This is a genomic window from Stenotrophomonas sp. YJH_SMC_119 (genome assembly GCF_059368315.1).
Map to the genome: position 1 here is coordinate 34,890 of NZ_JCAFRP010000016.1, position 20,411 is coordinate 55,300.

A 20,411-nucleotide genomic window follows, 5' to 3' on the forward strand; every position below is an offset into this window, starting at 1 on the left:
TTCAGGCTTCCGTGACCCAATGGGGGGCGCGCTTGTCGAGGAAGGCGCCCAGGCCTTCCTGGCCCTCGGCCGACACCCGCAGGCGCGCGATCAGGGCGGCGTTATCGCGATCCAGGGTGTCGCGGTCATGGCTGTCGCGGACCTGGCGGACCAGTTGCTTGGCGGTGGACGAGGCGATCGGGCCGGCCTTGTCGAGCAGGGCCAGCTGGCGTTGCACGGCCTCGTCCAGGCGTTCGGGCTCGACCAGCTGGTGGACCAGGCCGATGCGCAGCGCGGTGTCGGCGTCAAAATGCTCGCCGGTGGCGAACCAGCGGCGGGCCTGGCGCGGGCCGATGGCTTCGATCACATAGGGCGAGATCACCGCCGGCAGCAGGCCCAGGCGGCTTTCGGTCAGGCCGAAGCGGGCCGAGGTGCTGGCGATGGCGATGTCGCAGCAGGCGACCAGGCCGACGCCGCCGCCGAAGGCCGCGCCATGGACCCGGGCCAGGGTCGGTTTGGGCAGCTCGTCCAGGGTGCGCATCAGCCGGGCCAGGGCCAGCGAGTCCTCGCGGTTATCGGCTTCGCTGGCCGCCGCCATGCCGCGCATCCACTGCATGTCGGCACCTGCCGAGAAGGAGGCGCCGTGGCCGGCCAGCACCACCGCGCGCACCGAAGCATCGTGGCCGGCGGCCTCCAGTGCGGCAGTCAGCTGGGCGATCAGCCCGGCGTCAAAGGCGTTGTGCAGCTCCGGCCGGTTCAGCCAGAGAGTGAGGACGGCGCCGCTGCGCTCGATCTGCAAAGCATCGTTCATGGGATTCCAGGGTCACTCCATACCTGTATGGATCATAGCGGGCCATTGGTCATGGGCCATGACGCGACGCGGGAATGTTAGAATCGAGAACCATTTACATCCAGCAGAGAACGCGCTAGATGACGCTGTCCGAACTGCCGCTGCACACCTCGGCCGTGGTCGAGTCCGTGCAGGACCTGCATGCCAACGATGCCATCGCCCGTCGCTTGCGCGAGCTGGGTTTCGTGAAGGGCGAGGAAGTGCGCCTGGTGGCCAAGGGTCCGGTGGGGGGAGAGCCGCTGCTGGTGCAGGTCGGGTTCACCCGTTTCGCGCTGCGGATCAGTGAAGCCAAGCGGGTCGTGGTCGACGCCGCCAGCCAGGAACGACGCGCATGACTGCTACTGCCACTACCGCCCCCCTGCGCGTTGCGCTGGTCGGTAACCCCAACAGCGGCAAGACCGCACTGTTCAACCAGCTGACCGGCAGCCGGCAGAAGGTTGCCAACTACACCGGCGTCACCGTCGAGCGCAAGGAAGGCCGTCTGCGTGCGCCGTCCGGCCGCGAGTTCGCGGTACTCGACCTTCCGGGCGCCTACAGCCTGCATCCGGCCAGCCTGGACGAGGCGATCACCCGTGACCTGTGCCGGGGCTTCTACCCGGGCGAAGCCGCGCCGGATGTGCTGCTGTGCGTGATCGACGCCACCAACCTGCGCCTGCACCTGCGCTTCGCGCTGGAACTGCGCGAGCTGGGCAAGCCGATGGTGGTGGCGCTGAACATGGTTGATGCGGCCCAGCGCCGTGGCATCCAGGTGGACGTGGCCGCGCTGGAGCGCGAGCTGGGCGTGCCGGTAGTGGAGACCGTGGCGGTGCGCAAGCAGGGCGCCAGGGCCCTGGTCGAACGCCTGGATGCGATGGTCCCGCACCTGGATGCACCGGTGCCGGGCCCGGAAGGTGGCATCGATTACCACGCCAAGGTGCGCGAGATCCTGTCGGTGGCCGTGCGCATGCCGGCGCGGACCGCGAAGATCGACGACGCGCTGGACCGCTGGCTGCTGCACCCGGTGTTCGGCCTGGTCAGCCTGGCGGTGGTGATGTTCCTGATCTTCCAGGCCGTGTACGCCTGGGCGACGCCGCTGATGGACGCCATCGAGGCCGGTTTCGCCTGGCTCGGCGCCTTCGTCGGCAGCGTGCTGCCGGAAGGCCCGCTGGCCAGCCTGCTGACCGACGGCATCATCGCCGGTGTCGGTGGCGTGGTGGTGTTCCTGCCGCAGATCCTGATCCTGTTCTTCTTCATCCTGGTGCTGGAGGAATCCGGCTACCTGCCGCGTGCGGCGTTCCTGCTCGACCGCATGATGGCCGCCGCCGGCCTGTCCGGCCGCTCGTTCATCCCGCTGTTGTCCAGCTTCGCCTGTGCAGTGCCGGGCATCATGTCCACCCGCAGCATCCAGGACCCGCGTGACCGCCTGGCCACGATCCTGGTGGCGCCGCTGATGACCTGTTCCGCACGCCTGCCGGTGTACGCGCTGCTGATCGGTGCGTTCATTCCGCAGAAGACGGTGTGGGGCGTGTTCAACCAGCAGGGCCTGGTGCTGTTCGGCCTGTACGCGGCGGGCATCCTCAGTGCGCTGGCGATGTCGTGGATCATGAAGAAGTGGCGCCGCGACAAGAGCGAGCACCCGCTGATGCTGGAACTGCCGTCGTACCGCCTGCCGCACGTGCGTGACCTGGCGGTGGGCCTGTACGAGCGCGGCATGATCTTCCTCAAGCGCGTGGGTGGCATCATCCTGGCGCTGACCATTCTGTTGTGGGTGCTGCTGTCGTTCCCGGCGGCACCGGCTGGCGCCACCATGCCGGCCATCGACTACAGCTACGCGGGCCAGATCGGGCATGCGATGGAGGTGTTCTTCGCGCCACTGGGCTTCAACTGGCAGATCTGCATCGCGCTGATCCCGGGCCTGGCCGCGCGGGAAGTGGCGGTGTCTTCGCTGGCCACCGTGTATGCGCTGTCGGCGGCCGATGATGATGCGGCCAGCCAGGCACTGACGCCGTTGATCAGCGACGGCTGGTCGCTGGCCACCGCGCTGTCGCTGCTGGTCTGGTACATCTACGCCCCGATGTGCATCTCGACGCTGGCCACCATCAAGCGCGAGACCAACTCATGGAAACAGATGGGCTTCGCTGCGTTCTACCTGTTCGCGGCGGCCTACGTGGCCGCGCTGATCACCTACCAGGTGACCAGGGCGCTGGGAGGCGGCTGATGGATGCCGGGCTGCTGATCCAGTACCTGATCATCGCGGTGGCCGTGCTGGTCAGTGCCTGGGTGGTGCTGAAGAAGCAGTTCCCCGGTACCGTGCGCAAGCTGCGCGGTGCGTTGGCGCTGGCCCTGCTGAAGCCCGGTCGCGCCGCCTGGCTGCAGGCGCTGGGGCGGAAGGTCGCGCCACCGGCGAGCGGAAGTGGCGGTGCCTGTGGCGGTTGCGACAGTTGCGGGCCGACTCCGCCGAAGCGGCACTGACGCTGCTTCTCCTGCGCTGGTGGGTGCGAACCTTGGTTCGCACGCTTCCGGGGTTCAGACCTCTCTGCGGATGATCGCCCGGAAGCGTCCATCCCGATTCAATCGCCGCACCGATTCCCGGTTCCCATGGGTTGCCGCGAAGCCGGCCACGTCGGCAAGGGCATCGAGCAGCAGGCCTTTCAGTCCGTCGCGGTTACCAGCCTGCAGCAGGTCTTCAAGATCCTGCTGGATGAAGGCCCGGCGCAGGCCTGGTGTCTCTTCGATCCGCCAGTCGACGTGGGGCGTGGGAATGCTGGAGCGGTACCTGAAAGCCGTTTCAAGATCGTCAGGTGCGAGGGGATGCTCGAGCAGCTCTGGAAAGTAGAGTCCAGCATTCACATAGAAACCCCGGCTTTCGCTGGCACGCTGGTGATTCACGACAAGCAGGGCGTCATCCAGCAAGCGGTAGCGGGTAGTCGTGGTCCCGGCAAAGCCGGTCTTCCTGGCGCACTTGCTGAAGACAGTCGAGGATTTCATGGGCTTTGCCCGGGCCGGAACAGGGGGGGCACAGCCTTGAGGCGCGGTGCCTGGCGGTCAATTGGCAAACGCGACACGCGGAACACTGGCCACCATTTCATCCACGCATGGCGTGGATCTACCAGGCGCGTGAGCCCAGGTCCGCCGCCAGCGCCAGCCACTTGCTGCGTTGTGCCGCTGTACTGCTGCGTACAGCGCCAAGGCGGCTGACACGCACCGGGCGGATGCCGCAGAACTGCAGGATGGTGGCGCGGATCTGGGCGACGCCCGGGTCGCGGTAGATCCAGCGGTAGTACCAGGGCGGCGTATCCAGCGTGGTGATCACCCGCGCGCTGCGCCCGGCCAGCAGCCGGTCCCACCACACCGAATCGCGCCGGTAGCGGAAGGCGTACCCCGGCAGCAGCACGCGATCGAAGAAGCCCTTCAGCAGTGCCGGCATCGCGCCCCACCAGGTGGGGTAGACCAGCACCAGGTGATCGCAGGCCTCGATCGCTTCCGCGGCGTCCTGCAGGTCGGCTTCCAGCGGCTGGATCTGACGGTAGCCGTGGCGCAGTACCGGGTCGAACTGGAGGTCACCCAGCGCGATCAGGCGTACCTGGTGACCGGCGTTCTCGGCGGCGGTGGCGTAGCGCTGGGCGAGGGCGCCGCACAGGCTGTCGCGGTCGGGATGGCCGAGCAGGATCAGGATGGAACGGGACACGGCAACCTCGGGCAATGGAAAGTGCGCGAGGTTGGGGTCTGCCCCAGGGGCAGAGTCAAACCGGGGTGGTGCAGCCGCTGGGTTCCAGGATGCAGTCGCCGCTGCCGGAGTGCAGCCACTGCTGCAGTTCGTCGCTGACCAGCTGCAGGTCGCGCTCGACCTGTGCCAGCCGCATCCGCTCGTCGGCGATGCGGCCGCGCTGCTGCTCCAGCAAGGCCAGTACCGCTGGCCAGTCGAGCCGTCCATCGCGGCCCTGCAGGCGTGAGATCGCGGCCAGGGTGATGCCCAGCCCCAGTGCCTGACGGATCAGCTGCACCCAGGCCACGTCCTGTTCGCTGTAGTCGCGATAGCGGTTCAGGCGTGGCACCGGCGGCAGTAGTCCGCGCGCCTCGTACAGGCGGATGGCCTTGGCACTGGCGCCGGTCAGGCGGCTGACTTCGGAGATGCGCATCGACTCAGTCCCGCACCAGCCCGCCATCGACCACCAGGTTCTGACCGGTCACCGCGCGCGACCAGGGGCTGGCGAAGAACAGCGCGGCATCGGCGAACTCGGCCGGCGTGGTGACGCTGCGCAGTGGCGTGTTGGCGGCGATGTAGTCGAACACTGCTTCCGGGGTGGCGGCGCTGGCATCGGTGGTGCGCAGCAGGCCGCCCGACAACATGTTCACGGTGATGCCATGCGGGCCGAGGTCGCCGGCCAGGGTACGGGTCAGCGACAGCAGTGCGGCCTTGGCGGCGGTGTAGTCGTGATAGGGCACCACCGGATTCTGGAACAGGTTGGTGCCGATGTTGATCACCCGACCGAAGCGACGGGCCTGCATGCCGGGCAGGGCGGCCTGCACGGTGTTCAGCGCGCCGCGCACGCTGCCCTCGAACTGCGCCTGGAACGCCGGCCAGCCGATGTCGGCGGCGCCGTCGCGGGCATCACCATTGAACGAGAACGCTGCCAGTGCGTTGTTGACTACGGTGGTGACGCCCTGGCCGAAGTGGGCGAGGGCGTGCTGCAGCATTGCATCGACCTCGGCGCGCTCAGTGACATCGGCCGGCAGCGCGATCGCCTGTCCGCCCAGCTCGGCAGCCAGAGCACGTGCAGCGCCTTCGCTTCGGTGGTAGTTGATGATGACGCGCGCGCCCTGCGCGGCGAAGGCGCGGGCGATGTGCTGGCCAAGTCCGCGCCCGGCACCGGTGACCAGCACCAGCTGTTCACTGATCTGCATGAGGGAACTGCCATCCATTGCATGAAAGGGCATGCAGCGTAGCAGCGATGGCGCTTGCCGGAGCGGGCGTGCTGCCGCTAGCCTGCAGGCATGAACCAGACTCCCCTGCGATTGCTCATCCACGGTGCCTCCGGGCGCATGGGCCAGGCCCTGCTGCGGCTGGCCGCCGAACATCCCGAAACCCTGCAGATCGCCGCTGCGGTGACGGGTCGTGCGCCGGCCCAGCGCGTGGTCGATGGCGTACCGTTCTTCGCGGCCAGCGAGCTGCCCGGTGCGCCGGCATTCGACGTGGCGATCGACTTCAGCCTGCCGGAGGGTTTCGACCCGATGCTGGCACTGTGCGTGGAACGTGGTGCGGGGCTGGTCTCGGGCACTACCGGCATCTCCAGCACGCAGCGCCAGGCGCTGGAGGCGGCGGCGGCGAGGATCCCGCTGGTCTGGGCCTCGAACTTCAGCCTGGGCGTGGCGGTGCTGGACGAGCTGGTCGAGCGCGCGGCGCAGGCGCTGGCCGGCTGGGACTGTGACATCGTCGAATCGCACCACACCCAGAAGAAGGACGCGCCGTCGGGCACTGCACTGACCCTGGGCGCGGCCGCGCAGCGGGGCGGGGCAGAGCCGCACTACGCCAGCCTGCGTGCCGGTGACATCGTGGGCGAGCACCTGGTGCAGTTCACCGGTCTGGGCGAGCGCATCGAGCTGGTGCATCGGGCCACCAACCGCGACATTTTCGCCCGCGGCGCCCTGTTCGCCGCCCGCCAGCTGCAGGGCCGCGCCCCGGGCAGCTACCGGGTACGGGACCTGCTGCAGTAAGGCGGTAGTGCCGGTCGCTGGCCGGCAGCTTCCGGGCGCCCGAAGGCGTGGGGATAGCCGGCCAGCGGCCGGCACTACCAGGCGGCGGACCGCGCATACGCCGCCGGATTGAAATGAATGCGCAATCGCCCGTTCATGAAGCGCGATAACCGCTGGCGCGAGCGCCCCGGCAGCGCTACAATTCGCACTCGCCGAATCACGAAAGCCGGACCGGTCCCAGACCGCACGTCCGCGCTTTTTTGCAACCGGATTTCCGTGAAGCGCAGGCGTGACTTCGGCAGCCCCCTCGGTAGCCAAAGTGAGATTCCCGTGACCCAAGCCGCAATCCTCGTCCTCGAAGACGGCACCGTATTCGAGGGCGAATCCGTAGGCGCGCCCGGCCTGTCCGTCGGTGAGGTGGTGTTCAACACCGCCATGACCGGCTATCAGGAAGTGCTGACCGACCCGTCCTACGCCCGGCAGATGGTCACGCTGACCTATCCGCATATCGGCAACACCGGCATGACCGACCAGGACAATGAAGCGTCCAAGGTGTGGTCGGCCGGCCTGATCGTGCGCGATGTTCCGCGTCGCCCCAGCAACTGGCGCAGCCAGGTGTCGCTGCAGGACTGGCTGATCCAGCGTGGCGTGGTTGCCATCGCCGGCATCGACACCCGCAAGCTGACCCGCATCCTGCGCGAGAAGGGCGCGCAGAACGGTGCGCTGATGGCCGGCGACATCGACGTGGAAAAGGCACTGGAAGCCGCCCGCAAGTTCCCGGGGCTGAAGGGCATGGATCTGGCCAAGGTCGTCACTACCGAGAAGACCTACACCTGGACCGAGGGCCAGCTGGACCTGGATGCCAATGCCTTCGTCAGCGTGCCGGCCAAGTACAAGGTCGTGGCCTACGATTTCGGCGTGAAGACCAACATCCTGCGCATGCTGGCCGAGCGCGGCTGCGAAGTGACCGTGGTGCCGGCACAGACCCCGGCCGCCGAAGTGCTGGCGCTGAAGCCGGATGGCGTGTTCCTGTCCAACGGCCCGGGTGACCCGGAACCGTGCGACTACGCCATCGAAGCGATCAAGACCTTCATCGACGTGAAGATCCCGACCTTCGGCATCTGCCTGGGCCACCAGCTGCTGGGCCTGGCCTCGGGCGCGCAGACCATGAAGATGGGCCACGGCCACCACGGTGCCAACCACCCGGTGCAGGACCTGGACAGCGGCCGGGTGATGATCACCTCGCAGAACCACGGCTTCGCGATCGATGAAGCGACCCTGCCGCCGACCCTGCGCGTGACCCACCGCTCGCTGTTCGATGGCACCAACCAGGGTGTCGCCCGCACCGACGTGCCGGCGTTCTCGTTCCAGGGCCATCCGGAAGCGTCGCCGGGCCCGACCGATGTCGGCCCGCTGTTCGACCGCTTCGTGGTGCTGATGGAGCAGGCCAAGGCGTGATCAGTACGCCGCCGGCCCCCCGGTGGCGTCGCGATGGACCGTAAACCCCGCATCGCTGCTGCCCCTGGCGCGGCGCTGCGGTTCAAGATTCCTGATCGACAGCGTGCGATCACTCCCCCTTGTCACGCTGTACTGACTTAGAGAAGAAAATGCCCAAGCGCACTGACCTCAAGACCATCCTCATCATCGGTGCTGGCCCGATCGTCATCGGCCAGGCCTGCGAGTTCGACTACTCCGGCGCCCAGGCCTGCAAGGCCCTGCGTGACGAGGGTTACCGCGTGGTGCTGGTCAACAGCAACCCGGCCACGATCATGACCGACCCGGAGATGGCCGATGCCGTCTACATCGAGCCGATCAACTGGCAGACGGTCGAGAAGATCATCGCCAAGGAAAAGCCCGATGCGCTGCTGCCGACCATGGGTGGCCAGACCGCGCTGAACTGCGCGCTGGACCTGGCCGACAATGGCGTGCTGGAGAAGTACAACGTCGAACTGATCGGCGCCAAGCGCGAAGCGATCCGCATGGCCGAAGACCGCGAGCTGTTCCGCGTGGCCATGGGTGAGATCGGCCTGGAATGCCCGACCGCCGCCGTCGCCCACACCCTGGACGAAGCGCTGGAGATCCAGACCCGCGTCGGCTACCCGACCATCATCCGCCCCAGCTTCACCCTGGGCGGCAGCGGTGGCGGCATCGCCTACAACCGCGAAGAGCTGGTCGAGATCGTCAGCCGTGGCCTGGAACTGTCGCCGACCACCGAAGTGCTGGTGGAAGAGTCGGTGCTGGGCTGGAAGGAGTTCGAGATGGAAGTGGTCCGCGATACCGCGGACAACTGCATCATCGTCTGCTCGATCGAAAACCTCGACCCGATGGGCGTGCACACCGGTGACTCGATCACCGTGGCCCCGGCGCAGACCCTGACCGACAAGGAATACCAGCGCCTGCGCGATGCCTCCATCGCCGTGCTGCGCAAGATCGGCGTCGATACCGGTGGCTCGAACGTGCAGTTCGGCATCAACCCGAAGACCGGCCGCGTGGTCGTCATCGAGATGAATCCGCGCGTGTCGCGTTCCTCGGCGCTGGCGTCCAAGGCCACCGGCTTCCCGATCGCCAAGGTCGCCGCCAAGCTGGCCGTGGGCTACACCCTGGACGAACTGAAGAACGAGATCACCGGCGGCCTGACCCCGGCCTCGTTCGAGCCGTCCATCGATTACGTCGTCACCAAGATCCCGCGCTTCGCCTTCGAGAAGTTCCCGGCCGCCGACGCCCGCCTGACCACCCAGATGAAGTCGGTGGGCGAGGTGATGGCGATGGGCCGTACCTTCCAGGAGTCGGTGCAGAAGGCCCTGCGTGGCCTGGAAACCGGCAAGGTCGGTTTCGACCCGACCGGCCTGGACCTGGGCAACGAAGACGACCTGCAGACCCTGCGCCGCGAACTGAAGGCACCGGGTCCGGAGCGCCTGTTCTTCGTCGCCGATGCATTCCGCGCCGGCATGAGCGTGGACGAGATCTACGCGCTGTCGTTCATCGACCACTGGTTCCTGGACCAGATCGAGGAAATCATTGCTGCCGAAGCTGACGTCGCCGCCGGTGGCATCGACGCACTGGACGCCGCACGCCTGCGCAAGCTGAAGCGCGCCGGCTTCTCCGACGCACGCCTGGCGCAGCTGACCGGCACCAACGAAGCCGCCATCCGCGCGCTGCGTCGTGCGCACAAGGTGCGCCCGGTCTACAAGCGCGTGGACTCCTGTGCCGGTGAATTCTCCACCGGTACCGCCTACCTCTACTCGACCTACGAGGACGAGTGCGAGGCCGCGCCGAGCAACCGCGACAAGATCATGATCCTGGGCGGTGGCCCGAACCGCATCGGTCAGGGCATCGAGTTCGACTACTGCTGCGTGCATGCGGCACTGGCGCTGCGCGAGGATGGCTATGAAACCATCATGGTCAACTGCAACCCGGAAACCGTGTCGACCGACTACGACACCTCCGACCGCCTGTATTTCGAACCGCTGACCCTGGAAGACGTGCTGGAAATCGTCGAGCTGGAACAGCCGAAGGGCGTGATCGTGCAGTACGGCGGCCAGACCCCGCTGAAGCTGGCGCGCGCGCTGGAAGCCAACGGCGTGCCGGTGATCGGTACCAGCCCGGATTCGATCGACCTGGCCGAGGACCGCGAGCGCTTCCAGCAGCTGGTCGACAAGCTGGGCCTGAAGCAGCCGCCGAACCGCATCGCCCGCAACGACCAGGAAGCGCTGCTGCTGGCCCGCGAGATCGGCTACCCGCTGGTGGTGCGCCCGAGCTACGTGCTGGGCGGCCGTGCGATGGAAATCGTCTACGGCGAAGCCGACCTGGCCCGCTACGTGCGCGACGCGGTGAAGGTGTCCAACGATTCGCCGGTGCTGCTGGACCGCTTCCTCGACAACGCCGTCGAGTGCGACGTCGACATCATCGCCGACAAGGAGGGCAACGTCCTGATCGGTGGCGTGATGGAGCACATCGAAGAAGCCGGCGTGCACTCGGGCGATTCCTCGTGCTCGCTGCCGCCGTACTCGCTGTCGGCTGAAACCCAGGCCGAGCTGCGCCGCCAGGTGGTGGAGCTGGCCAAGGCCCTGAACGTGGTCGGCCTGATGAACACCCAGTTCGCGATCCAGACCAGCGACGAAGGTGCCGACACCATCTACCTGCTGGAAGTGAACCCGCGTGCCTCGCGCACCGTGCCGTTCGTGTCCAAGGCCACCGGCATGCCGCTGGCCAAGATCGCGGCGCGCTGCATGGCCGGCAAGAGCCTGGCCGAGCAGGGCGCGACCAAGGAAATCGTGCCGGACTATTACTCGGTGAAGGAAGCGATCTTCCCGTTCGCCAAGTTCCAGGGCGTCGACCCGATCCTCGGGCCGGAGATGCGCTCCACCGGTGAGGTGATGGGCGTGGGCCGCAGCTTCAACGCCGCCTTCGCGCGTGCGCAGGAAGCCGGTGGCATCAAGGCACCGCCGGTCGGCAAGGCCTTCGTTTCGGTCCGCGATCCGGACAAGAAACGCGTGCTGCCGGTGGCCAAGGCGCTGCTGGCGCGTGGCTACAGCCTGGTCGCGACCCGTGGCACCGCCGCGTGGCTGCAGCAGCACGGCATGGACTGCGAGATCATCAACAAGGTGGTCGAAGGCCGTCCGCACATCGTCGACTCGATCAAGAACGGCGAGATCGTCTACATCGTCAACACGACCGAAGGTCGCTCGGCGATCAACGACTCGTTCTCGATCCGTCGCGAGGCGCTGCAGCATCGCGTCACCTACTCGACCACCATTGCCGGCGCCAAGGCGCTGGTGGATTCACTGGAATTCCGCGGCACCGGCCCCGTCTGGTCGCTGCAGGAGCTGCACAAGGAGTTGAATGCATGAGAGCCCCCATCACGATGAAGGGCGCGCAGAAGCTGCGCGACGAACTGGATCACCTGAAGTCGGTCAAGCGCCCCAAGGTGATCGCCGCCATCGCCGAAGCACGTGAGCATGGCGACCTGAAGGAGAATGCCGAGTACCACGCCGCGCGCGAGGAACAGGGCTTCATCGAAGGCCGCATCAAGCAGCTCGAAGGCGAGCTGTCGCACGCCGAGATCATCGACGTGAGCAAGCTCAATGCCGGCTCCAAGGTGGTGTTCGGCGCCAGCGTGACGCTGGCCGACGTGGAAACCGACGAAGAGAAGAAGTACCAGATCGTCGGTGACCTGGAGGCGGACATCAAGCAGGGCCTGATCGCGATTTCCTCGCCGGTGGCGCGCGCGATGATCGGCAAGCTGGAAGGTGATTCGATCGTGATCGACGCCCCGGCCGGCCAGCGCGAGTACGAGATCGTCAGCGTCAGCTACGTGGACTGACCCGGTGGCAACGGCGACCCTGCTGTTGCCGGCACGCAGCCGCTTTGCCGCGGCTGCGCTGCCGGACGATGTGGCGCGCGCGCTTGGCCGCGCCACGACGGTGCAGGTCGCACCGGGTGAACGCGCGCAGCTGACGCGCCATTTCACGGTCGCCGCGCCGCAATGGCCGGTGGCCGCGTTGACCCGCCAGCGCGACGTCGGCGATGCCGCTGGCGCCAGCTGGCTGCGTGCCGATCCGGCCTGCATGGTGCCGGACATGCATGGCGCGCGGATGATGGCCTACGGCGAAACGCTGCGACCGACCCTGGCCGACTGCCTGGCCCTGCTGCCGGTGCTGCAGCCGTTGTTCGCCGATGCCGGATTCGTGCTCGACGCACCGGACCCTTCGCGCTGGTACCTGCGCCTGCCGATCGACCTGGCCCTGCCGGACTTCGACAGTCCGGACGAGGTGCTGGGCGATGACCTGTTCTCGCACCTGCCGGAAGGCGAGGTCGGCCGCCGTTGGCGGGCGCTGATGACCGAAGCGCAGGTACTGCTGCACAACCATTCCTGGAACCAGCAGCGCGCCGCGCAGGGACAACAGCCGATCAATTCGCTGTGGTTCTGGGGTGGTGGCGTGATGCCGGTATCGGTCAGCACGCCGCATGCGCAGGTGCGCAGCCGCGATGCGCTGCTGCAGGGCCTGGCTCTTGCGGCTGGCGTAGCCGTGGATGGCGAGCAGGCGGTGGATGCACTGGTTGATCTGCGCCAGCTGCGCTCGCTGCAGCAGCTCGGCAACGATGCGATCCGTCCGCTGCTGGCCGCGCTGAAGCGCGGCGAGCTGCAGCGGCTGGTGCTGGATTTCGAGGACGGCCTGCAGTTCCAGCTGGATCGCGGACAGCGCTGGCAGTTCTGGAAGAAGCCGCGCCAGCTTCACGACTGATCGGGGCCTCGGCCGAGCGGGGTCGGATCCGTTTTCCTAGGGAAAACGGCTCTGACCCCATTTTGTCTATCGATATCTGAAAGATGTGTCGACCAAGGTCGACACCTACCAGCAGCGGCGTGAACCTGTCGAAGGTGGGGCGGTGTCGGATTGCGGGGTGTCAGCCGCATGGATGCGGCTGCCAAGCCTACAGGGACGTACTTGCGGCGTCCCCGCAATCCGACACCGCCCCGCCAACCCACGGACTCCCCGCTGTTGCTGTTGCTTCGGATGTTGCTTCGGCAGGTGCAGGGCGCAGCCCTGCAAACAATCACCTCACCGTGCTGACCACGGTCGGCAGCTGCCAATGCCCACCCGCCACGCCGCGGCACTGCCCGGTGGTGAACTCGCCGCTCTTCACGAATCGCGCGCCATCCCAGGCCCAGTCGTGGCCGGAGAAGCAGTCACCGATGCCGCGTCCACGGAAGCGCCCGCGCAGCGTCGCGTCATCGCGATCAAAGTCCTCCGCGTTGGAGGTCACGAACTTCGCCTGGTACGGCGCCTTGTCCTGCACTACCCAGTAGCCGCTGCTGAAGTTGTAGGCACCCATGAAGCAGCTGGTGCTTGCCAGTACATGCTGGGCGTCCAGTCGCTGGATCTCGATCTCGTCTGTCCCACCCTCGCTCAGGCGGCCGCACTCATCCGGCTTCGGCAGGCTGGCGATCAGTGCCTTGCGCAGGCCCGGTGCGTTCGCCAGTGCCGCGTCCGAGGCGCGCGGTGCCACCAGCGTGCCGCGCATGATCACTGGCACCGGCAACGCCGCAGGCACGCTCGCTTCTGGCTTGTCGCCACGCCGCACCAGCGCACCGGGTGTGCCCAGCCGGCCCTGGGCCTCGTCCATCTTCAGCAGTACGGCCGCTGCACCGCTGTCGGAGATCGGCCACGCCTTGCCCTTGCCGTCGATGATGTCGATGCGTGCGTGGCGCGGCAGCGCGGCGACCAGCGCATCGGTCTGTCCCTGCTGCAGCAGTACTTGATCTCCGTCGCCGGTGTCGCGCACCGGGCCCAGGTCCTTGCCGTTCAGGCGCAGGCGCAGCGCCCCGGTCGGCGTCGCGCTTTCGCCATCCTCGCCATTGCGCAGCCGCGCGAGCACCTTCGTACCCGGGCCGCCCGCGCGTTCCAGCATCAGGCTGAGCAGATTGCCGGGTTGTTCCGGACTGTAGCCGGCGGCGCGGCAGGTGCGGGTGTTGTCACAGGCCAGCGACCAGTCGTTGTGCTGGAACTGCACGCCGGCCTTCGGTTCGGGCGTGGCGGCGTGGGTGGCCGGGGCCATGGCGAGGCCCAGCAGCGCGGGAAGGAGCGTGCGATGCATGCGTTGAAGTCCATTTCCGGGCCGACAAGCATGGAAGATAGGCTGGCAGATTCCAAATGCCAGCGATCGGGGGGGAGCCTCCTGCGGGCAGAGAGATCCGACCCCGCGCTATCATGGGGATGTCTTCCGCAACCCGGCGATGCCGATGTCCCTTGCCGCCGATGCTGCGCAGCCGTCCTCTGATACGCCGATGATCCGCCGCCGCGATGCGGTCGTACCGGGCAGCTGGCCAGACGGCACGCTGCCACTGCTGGCGCGACTCTATGCCAGCCGCGGCGCCGGTACGCCAGAGCTGGCACTGCCGAAGCTGGGCAGCCTCCACGCGCCTGAACTGCTGACCGGTATCGATGATGCGGTGGGTCTGCTGATCGAGGCCATCGCCAACGACAAGCGCATCCTGGTGGTCGGCGATTTCGATTGCGATGGCGCCACCGCCTGTGCGGTCGGCGTGCGTGGCCTGCGCATGCTCGGCGCGCAACACGTCTTCCACGCGGTGCCGAACCGCATGGTGCACGGCTACGGCCTGTCACCTTCTCTGGTGGAGGAGCTGGCCGCGCTGCAGCCGGACCTGCTGGTCACGGTCGACCACGGCATCGCCTGCCATGCGGGCGTGATCGCGGCCAAGGCGCGGGGCTGGCAGGTGCTGGTCACCGACCATCACCTTCCCGGGCCGCAGCTGCCGCCGGCCGATGTCATCGTCGATCCCAATCTCGACGGTGATGCGTTCCCCAGCAAGTCGCTGGCCGGCGTCGGTGTGATCTTCTACGTGCTGATGGCGCTGCGCCGTCACATGCGCGAGGCCGGCGTCTTCGCCGATGGCAAGGGGCCGGACCTGACCACGCTGCTGGACCTGGTGGCGGTCGGCACCGTCGCCGACCTGGTGGCGCTGGATCCGAACAACCGGGCACTGGTCAGCGCGGGCCTGCGCCGTCTGCGCGCGGGGCAGGGCTGCGTCGGCCTGCGAGCGCTGATCGAAGCCAGCGGCCGTGACGCGGCGCGGCTGACCGCCACCGACATCGGCTTCGCACTCGGCCCACGCCTGAACGCGGCGGGCCGGCTGGAAGACATGGCGCTGGGCATCGCGCTGTTGCTGACCGAAGACCCGCGCCAGGCGCGGGAGATCGCGCAGACGCTAGAGCAGATCAACTCGGAACGGCGCGCCGTCCAGCAGTCGATGACTGACGACGCCGAGCAGGCCTTGACCCGCGTGGTGCTGGACATGGCCGGTCAGCGACCGGTCGCGGCCTGCCTGTTCGATGCCGACTGGCATCCCGGTGTGGTCGGCCTGGTCGCTTCGAAGATGAAGGATCGCCTGCATCGCCCGGTGATCGCCTTTGCCCCGGCCGAACCGGGCGCCGACACCCTGCGTGGCTCGGCGCGCTCGATTCCCGGCCTGCACATCCGTGACGCCCTGGCGCTTGTAGACGCGCGCCATCCGGGCCTGATCGAGCGCTTCGGTGGGCATGCCATGGCGGCTGGGCTGAGCATGCGGCTGGATCACGTCGATGACTTCAAGGCCGCCTTCGTCGCCGTGGTGCTGGAGATGCTCGATCCTGCCGCATTGCAGCAGCAGGTGCTCAGTGACGGCGAACTGGCGGCAGATGAGCTGGACCATCGCCACGCCGATGCGCTGCGCCTGGCCGGGCCGTGGGGCCAGGGTTTCCCCGAGCCACTGTTCGACGGCCACTTCGAAGTGGCCAACTGGCGCGTTCTGAAGGAACGCCACCTCAAGCTGGAGCTGCGCCTGCCCGGCGTGCCCGGCACCATCAACGCGATCCACTTCGGTGGCTGGCACGGCAACGCGCCTGGCCGCCACGTGCACCTCGCCTACCGCCTGGCCTGCGACGACTATCGCGGTGGCAGCGCCATCCAGCTGATCATCGAACACTGCCTGCCCGCCTAGAAAAAGGGGACGGAGGGGATTAAGCCGCTTTTGCCTTGTTTGCCAATTGCGACTTAATCCCCTCCGTCCCCTTTTTGGGGGCCCGCCAACCCCGTTACGGTTGCTGGTGCGTTCAACGATCCACGATCCCACTGGAGTCCGGTCATGGTCTTCGCCCGTTGCTGCACTGTGTTGTTGCTGGCCCTTGTGGCCTGGCCCGCTGGCGCGCAGTCGCCGCCGATCTCCCGGCCGCAGGCCAGCACGCCGTTGCTGATTGCCCCGGCTGCCGAGCAGGCGGTCCAACTGCGACACGCCCGCATCGAAGGCGAAGTCCAGGCCGGCGTCGCCCAGACCCGGATCTCCCTGGAATTCCACAACCCGAACCGGCGCGTGCTGGAGGGTGAGCTGCAGTTCCCGCTGAGCGATGGTCAGCAGATCAGCGGCTTCGCGCTGGATATCAACGGCGAGATGCGTGACGCGGTGCCGGTGCCCAAGGACCGCGGCCGCCAGGTGTTCGAGGAGATCGCCCGTCGTGGTGTCGATCCGGGCCTGCTGGAACAGACCGCCGGCAACCAGTTCCGCCTGCGCGTCTACCCGCTGCCGGCCGGTGGCAGTCGGCGTGTGCAGCTGGTGATCCGCGAACCGCTGGCCTTCGCCGGCCAAGGCTGGCAGTGGACGCTGCCGCTGCAGTTCGCCGCCGGTGCAGCCTCGGTTGAACTGAATGTGCATGCTCCCGACGCGGCCACCGCAGGTACTGCGCCATTCCGCATCAGCGCGGGCCAGCTGCAGTGGCAGGGCAAGGGTGCGCAGCTGCCGAAGCAACTCCAGTGGAACCTGCCGGCAGCCCGCCACGCACAGTTGCAGGTGGCGCCCTGGCAGGATGGGCACTACCTGTTGGCACAGCTGCCGGTGGCGGCCAGCAGTACACCCCGCACGTTGCCCAGCGAGATCGGCCTGCTGTGGGACGGCTCCGGTTCGGCGGGGCTGCGCGATCGCACGCGTGAGTTCGCCCTGCTGGATCGCTATTTCGCCGCGCTGGGTGACGGCACCGTGGCCTTGACCGTACTGCGCGATCGCGCCGAGCCGGTGCGTCGATTCCGTATCCGCGCCGGCAACTGGAACGAGCTGCGCGCAGCGTTGCAGGCGGTGCGCCCTGACGGTGCCAGCGCGCTGGCGCAGTGGCAGTCGCAGCCGGGCGTGAAGGAATACCTGCTGGTCAGCGATGGACTGTTGACCTACGGCCCGGAACAGCTGCCGGCGATGGCGCCGGATCAACGCTTGTTTGCGGTCAGCAGCGCCGGTGCGCGCACCGATGCCGTGCGACTGCGTGGTTGGAGCGAAGCGCGTGGCGGCCGCTTCGTTGCGCTGGGCGAGGATGTCGATGCGGCGGCGCGCGAGCTGCTGTCTTCGTCGCTGGATGTGCAGGTCGATGCGGGGCGCGGCGTGCAGGACGTGGTGATCGATCGTCGCAGTGAAGCCCAGGGCTGGTTGTGGCTGCATGCACGACTGGCGGCCGACAGTGTGCCGATGCGGGTGCGCGTGGGTGGCGGCGAATGGCAGGCGCTGCCCGCCACGCAGAAGAGTGAAGGCGGCGAGCTGCTGGCCGGCTTGTGGGCGCAGGCGCGCCTGCAGCAGCTGGCCGCCGACCGCCGTGGCAACCGCGAGGCGATGCAGCGGCTGTCGCAGCAGTTTGGCCTGGTCGGCCCGGACACCTCGCTGATCGTGCTGGAGACGTTGGAGGACTACCTGCGCTATGCGATCCGCCCTTCGGGCACGCTGCGCGCCGGGTACGACGCCAGGTTTGCAGTGCAGGTAAGAGATCGCGCCGCTGCTGATCGCCAGCGCCTGGATGAGGTGGCGGCACGCTGGAAGGAGCGCCAGCAGTGGTGGAGCCGCAGCTGGCCGAAGGGTGTGCCACCGCAGGCGAAGGGCGGGGCACTGGAAGTGGCCTCGGCGGACCATGCGATGGAATCGGCGCCGGTGGCGATGCTCGCCGCGCCGGCCCCTGCGGCACCGCCCGCCCCGGCACCGATGGCCGCCGCCGCCGAGCAGCGCATGGAAGCCAGCAGCGCGCGTGCACGTCGCTCGGCGCCTGCATCGAACAAGGCCCTGGATTCAATCACGGTCACGGGTGGCCGTGTCGCTGCGCCCGCTGCCGCCAACGACGGCCAACTCGGCATCCAGCTGGCGGCCTGGCAGCCAGACTCGGCCATCGCCCGGCGTCTGCGCCAGGGCCCGCCGTCGCAACTGTATGACCGCTACCTGGCCGAGCGCGATGCCCACGCCGACAGCAGCGCCTTCTTCCTTGATGTGGCCGACCTGCTGCTGGCGCAGGGTCAGCGCGACCTGGCACTGCGCGTGCTGTCGAACCTGGCCGAGATGGACCTGGACAACCGGCACCTGCTGCGCGTGCTCGGTTACCGGCTGATGCAGGCTGATGCCCCCGCACTGGCGGTGCCGGTGTTCGAGCAGGTGCTGGCGATGGGCCAGGAAGAGCCGCAGAGCTTCCGCGACCTGGGCCTGGCACTGGCAGCGGCCGGCAAGCCGCAGCAGGCGCTGGCGCCGCTGTACCAGGTGGTTGTGCGGCCATGGGACAGGCGTTTCGATGGCATCGCCCTGATCGCATTGGATGAACTGACCAACCTGGTGGCCCGCAGCACGCCCCGGCTGGATACCACCAGCATCGACCCGCGCCTGCTGCAGGCAATGCCGCTGGACCTGCGCGTGGTGCTGTCGTGGGATGCCGACAACAGCGACATGGATCTGTGGGTGACCGACCCGAACGGCGAGCGCGCCTACTACGGCAACCGCCTGACCTACCAGGGTGGGCAGATGTCGGAGGACTTCACCGGTGGCTATGGCCCCGAGCAGTTCTCTCTGCGCAACGCCAAGCCAGGCAAGTACAAGGTGGAAGCGAACTACTTCGGGAGCCGCCAGCAGCTGGTGACCGGCGCGACGACCCTGATGCTGCGCTTGACCACCCATTGGGGCACGGCCAGGCAGAAGGACCAGATGGTGACGATGCGCCTGAAGGATCGCGCCGAAGCCGTGCTGGTGGGCGAGTTTGAGGTGCGTTGACCGCTCGGACGTCCGCGTAGCGTCGAGCTTGCTTGACTGCTTTGATGTAGAGCCGGGGCCATGCCCGGCTCACGGCACAGGCAGCCGAGCCTCGGCGCGGCTCTACAACGCCACGGTGCGCGCCTTTGACGCCGCTGGCGGATCGGCACGCAGGCCGAACAGGGGCCGCAGCCAGCGGCAGCGACGGATCAGCAGCTCGTGGATCAGCAGGCAGCCGCCGACGGTGCCGCCCAGCAGCAGTGCCGGTTCCAGCCATGGGCCCAGCTGCAGCGGTCTGAACCAGAACAACAGCACGATGATCAGGCTCTGGTGCAGCATGTACCAGGGATAGATCGCCTCGGTGCAGTACGGCAGCCAGCGGAACGGGCGGTCGAGGAAGACCTTTCCCCAGCCGAGGATGCTCAGCAGCGCGGTCCAGACGTAAAGCGACTGGCTGGCCCGGCCCTGCAGGTCCCAGAACGGTTCGGGCCATTGCCGCAGCGGGGAGTCGGCGGGCAGCACCTGGCCGAGGATGCGCAACCCCAGATACCAGCCAACGGCAGCAAGCGCCAGCCACAGCGTGGTGCGGCGCAGGGCGACCACGCGCTGCCAGAACACCGGCTCACGGCCCAGCAGGTAGCCGGCCAGGAATACCGTTGCGTACTTCGCGTGCTGGTACCAGTCGCTGAGCAGGGCATTGGTGGACGGGTAGATCGGCTCCAGCCAGATCACCCAGGCCAGCAGCAGGGCGGACGGAAGGCCGATCAGCAGCATCGGCGATGCTGCGCAGAACGCCACCGCGCGGCGCACCACCGCCGTTCCCAGCAACGGCATCAACAGGGCCAGGGCCAGCGTGTAGTTCCAGAGATACGCCAGGTACCACAGATGGTTCCAGGTGATGCCGTACTGCCAACCGGCGAAACTCCCTTCCGGCCATGGCCGCACCTGCCAATAGCGCAGCAGGAAGTGGCCGAAGCCGGGTGCCACGTGGCCGTTGGCTACGCCTTCGCAGTAGGGCTGGATCGGCACGATCACGAACATGCCGAACAGCAGCGGCAGCAGCAGCCGCCAGGTGCGCAGGCCGGCGAAGCGCAGCAACCTGCCTTCCGGCCGCATCAGCGCGATGGCGATACCCGAGATCAGGAACAGCAGCGACATCCGCCAGCGGTTGACGAACAGCATCGGCCACTGCAGCCATTCGGCGGTATGCACGCTCTTGAGGTGAAAGCCCCAGTCGTCCACGTAGGCCATGGCGGTGTGGTAGAGGATCAGCAGGGCGAAGGCGAACACGCGCAGGGCGTCGATGTCGTAGCGTCGGGTCATGGTGGTGGTGTGCCGGAGAGTCGAGCCAAGGTGACGCCGTCCGGTCCGTGC

The 20,411-nt window shown here is 67.7% G+C and carries 17 protein-coding genes; 10 read left to right on the forward strand and 7 right to left on the reverse strand.

Annotated features, from left to right (window positions below; translation table 11 throughout):
* Window position 1 precedes the first annotated feature (1 nt).
* Window positions 2–790 carry an enoyl-CoA hydratase/isomerase family protein gene (locus AC5P6S_RS18750; RefSeq protein ID WP_235643774.1) on the reverse strand — a complete coding sequence of 263 codons (789 nt, stop codon included), beginning with the start codon at window positions 788–790 and terminating at the stop codon, window positions 2–4.
* 119 nt (window positions 791–909) lie between these two features.
* Between AC5P6S_RS18750 and AC5P6S_RS18755 the strand changes: the two genes are divergently transcribed.
* The 3 genes from AC5P6S_RS18755 to AC5P6S_RS18765 are packed head-to-tail and all read left to right on the forward strand — an operon-like array spanning window position 910 to window position 3,280.
* A complete protein-coding gene (locus tag AC5P6S_RS18755; protein WP_005409473.1) occupies window positions 910–1,164 on the forward strand; it encodes a FeoA family protein in 255 nt (84 codons plus the stop codon).
* Window positions 1,161–3,026: a ferrous iron transporter B gene (gene feoB / locus AC5P6S_RS18760; protein ID WP_235643773.1), complete on the forward strand. Its 1,866-nt coding sequence runs from the start codon at window positions 1,161–1,163 to the stop codon at window positions 3,024–3,026. Before AC5P6S_RS18755 ends, feoB begins: the two co-directional genes overlap by 4 nt.
* The gene (locus AC5P6S_RS18765) at window positions 3,026–3,280 is read left to right on the forward strand and encodes a DUF6587 family protein (RefSeq protein WP_005409475.1); all 255 of its coding nucleotides are present in this window, start codon (window positions 3,026–3,028) and stop codon (window positions 3,278–3,280) included. Before feoB ends, AC5P6S_RS18765 begins: the two co-directional genes overlap by 1 nt.
* 54 nt (window positions 3,281–3,334) lie before the next feature.
* Here AC5P6S_RS18765 and AC5P6S_RS18770 read toward each other — a convergent pair whose 3' ends face one another.
* The 4 genes from AC5P6S_RS18770 to AC5P6S_RS18785 form a co-directional block, all read right to left on the reverse strand.
* Entirely contained in the window at window positions 3,335–3,796 is a 462-nt protein-coding gene (locus tag AC5P6S_RS18770) for a DUF4304 domain-containing protein (protein WP_012480065.1), read from the reverse strand.
* 118 nt (window positions 3,797–3,914) lie between these two features.
* Window positions 3,915–4,496, reverse strand: a complete 582-nt coding sequence (locus AC5P6S_RS18775; protein WP_012480066.1) for an NAD(P)H-dependent oxidoreductase — start codon at window positions 4,494–4,496, stop codon at window positions 3,915–3,917.
* 55 nt (window positions 4,497–4,551) lie between these two features.
* On the reverse strand, window positions 4,552–4,947 hold the full coding sequence (locus AC5P6S_RS18780; RefSeq protein ID WP_012480067.1) for a MerR family transcriptional regulator: 396 nt from the start codon (window positions 4,945–4,947) through the stop codon (window positions 4,552–4,554).
* Between the two features lie 4 nt (window positions 4,948–4,951).
* On the reverse strand, window positions 4,952–5,713 hold the full coding sequence (locus AC5P6S_RS18785) for a 3-oxoacyl-ACP reductase (protein ID WP_414486345.1): 762 nt from the start codon (window positions 5,711–5,713) through the stop codon (window positions 4,952–4,954).
* A gap of 90 nt (window positions 5,714–5,803) precedes the next feature.
* Here AC5P6S_RS18785 and dapB point away from each other — a divergent pair, with 90 nt between their 5' ends.
* The 5 genes from dapB to AC5P6S_RS18810 all read left to right on the forward strand — a co-directional run bounded on the left by dapB (window position 5,804) and on the right by AC5P6S_RS18810 (window position 12,747).
* Window positions 5,804–6,523, forward strand: a complete 720-nt coding sequence (dapB, locus tag AC5P6S_RS18790) for a 4-hydroxy-tetrahydrodipicolinate reductase (RefSeq protein ID WP_005409480.1) — start codon at window positions 5,804–5,806, stop codon at window positions 6,521–6,523.
* A 309-nt stretch (window positions 6,524–6,832) separates the two neighbouring features.
* Window positions 6,833–7,960 carry a glutamine-hydrolyzing carbamoyl-phosphate synthase small subunit gene (gene carA, locus AC5P6S_RS18795; protein WP_005413213.1) on the forward strand — a complete coding sequence of 376 codons (1,128 nt, stop codon included), beginning with the start codon at window positions 6,833–6,835 and terminating at the stop codon, window positions 7,958–7,960.
* Between the two features lie 149 nt (window positions 7,961–8,109).
* Window positions 8,110–11,352, forward strand: a complete 3,243-nt coding sequence (gene carB / locus AC5P6S_RS18800) for a carbamoyl-phosphate synthase large subunit (protein WP_005409482.1) — start codon at window positions 8,110–8,112, stop codon at window positions 11,350–11,352.
* Window positions 11,353–11,360: 8 nt separating this feature from the next.
* Window positions 11,361–11,825 carry a transcription elongation factor GreA gene (greA, locus tag AC5P6S_RS18805; RefSeq protein WP_181453298.1) on the forward strand — a complete coding sequence of 155 codons (465 nt, stop codon included), beginning with the start codon at window positions 11,361–11,363 and terminating at the stop codon, window positions 11,823–11,825.
* Between the two features lie 4 nt (window positions 11,826–11,829).
* Window positions 11,830–12,747, forward strand: a complete 918-nt coding sequence (locus AC5P6S_RS18810; RefSeq protein ID WP_012480070.1) for a hypothetical protein — start codon at window positions 11,830–11,832, stop codon at window positions 12,745–12,747.
* Between the two features lie 310 nt (window positions 12,748–13,057).
* Here the strand turns inward: AC5P6S_RS18810 and AC5P6S_RS18815 are convergent, their stop codons facing one another.
* Window positions 13,058–14,098, reverse strand: a complete 1,041-nt coding sequence (locus tag AC5P6S_RS18815) for a DUF1176 domain-containing protein (protein WP_241880132.1) — start codon at window positions 14,096–14,098, stop codon at window positions 13,058–13,060.
* A 145-nt stretch (window positions 14,099–14,243) separates the two neighbouring features.
* Between AC5P6S_RS18815 and recJ the strand changes: the two genes are divergently transcribed.
* Together recJ and AC5P6S_RS18825 are read left to right on the forward strand one after the other, a co-directional pair.
* Window positions 14,244–16,001 (forward strand): single-stranded-DNA-specific exonuclease RecJ, encoded by a 1,758-nt coding sequence (recJ, locus tag AC5P6S_RS18820; RefSeq protein ID WP_044571328.1) that lies wholly within the window; start codon window positions 14,244–14,246, stop codon window positions 15,999–16,001.
* A gap of 144 nt (window positions 16,002–16,145) precedes the next feature.
* Window positions 16,146–19,058, forward strand: a complete 2,913-nt coding sequence (locus AC5P6S_RS18825; protein WP_495204721.1) for a DUF2135 domain-containing protein — start codon at window positions 16,146–16,148, stop codon at window positions 19,056–19,058.
* Between the two features lie 102 nt (window positions 19,059–19,160).
* On the opposite strand, the gene AC5P6S_RS18830 is transcribed toward AC5P6S_RS18825, so the two are convergent.
* The gene (locus AC5P6S_RS18830) at window positions 19,161–20,360 is read right to left on the reverse strand and encodes an acyltransferase family protein (RefSeq protein WP_414498520.1); all 1,200 of its coding nucleotides are present in this window, start codon (window positions 20,358–20,360) and stop codon (window positions 19,161–19,163) included.
* Window positions 20,361–20,411: the final 51 nt, after the last annotated feature.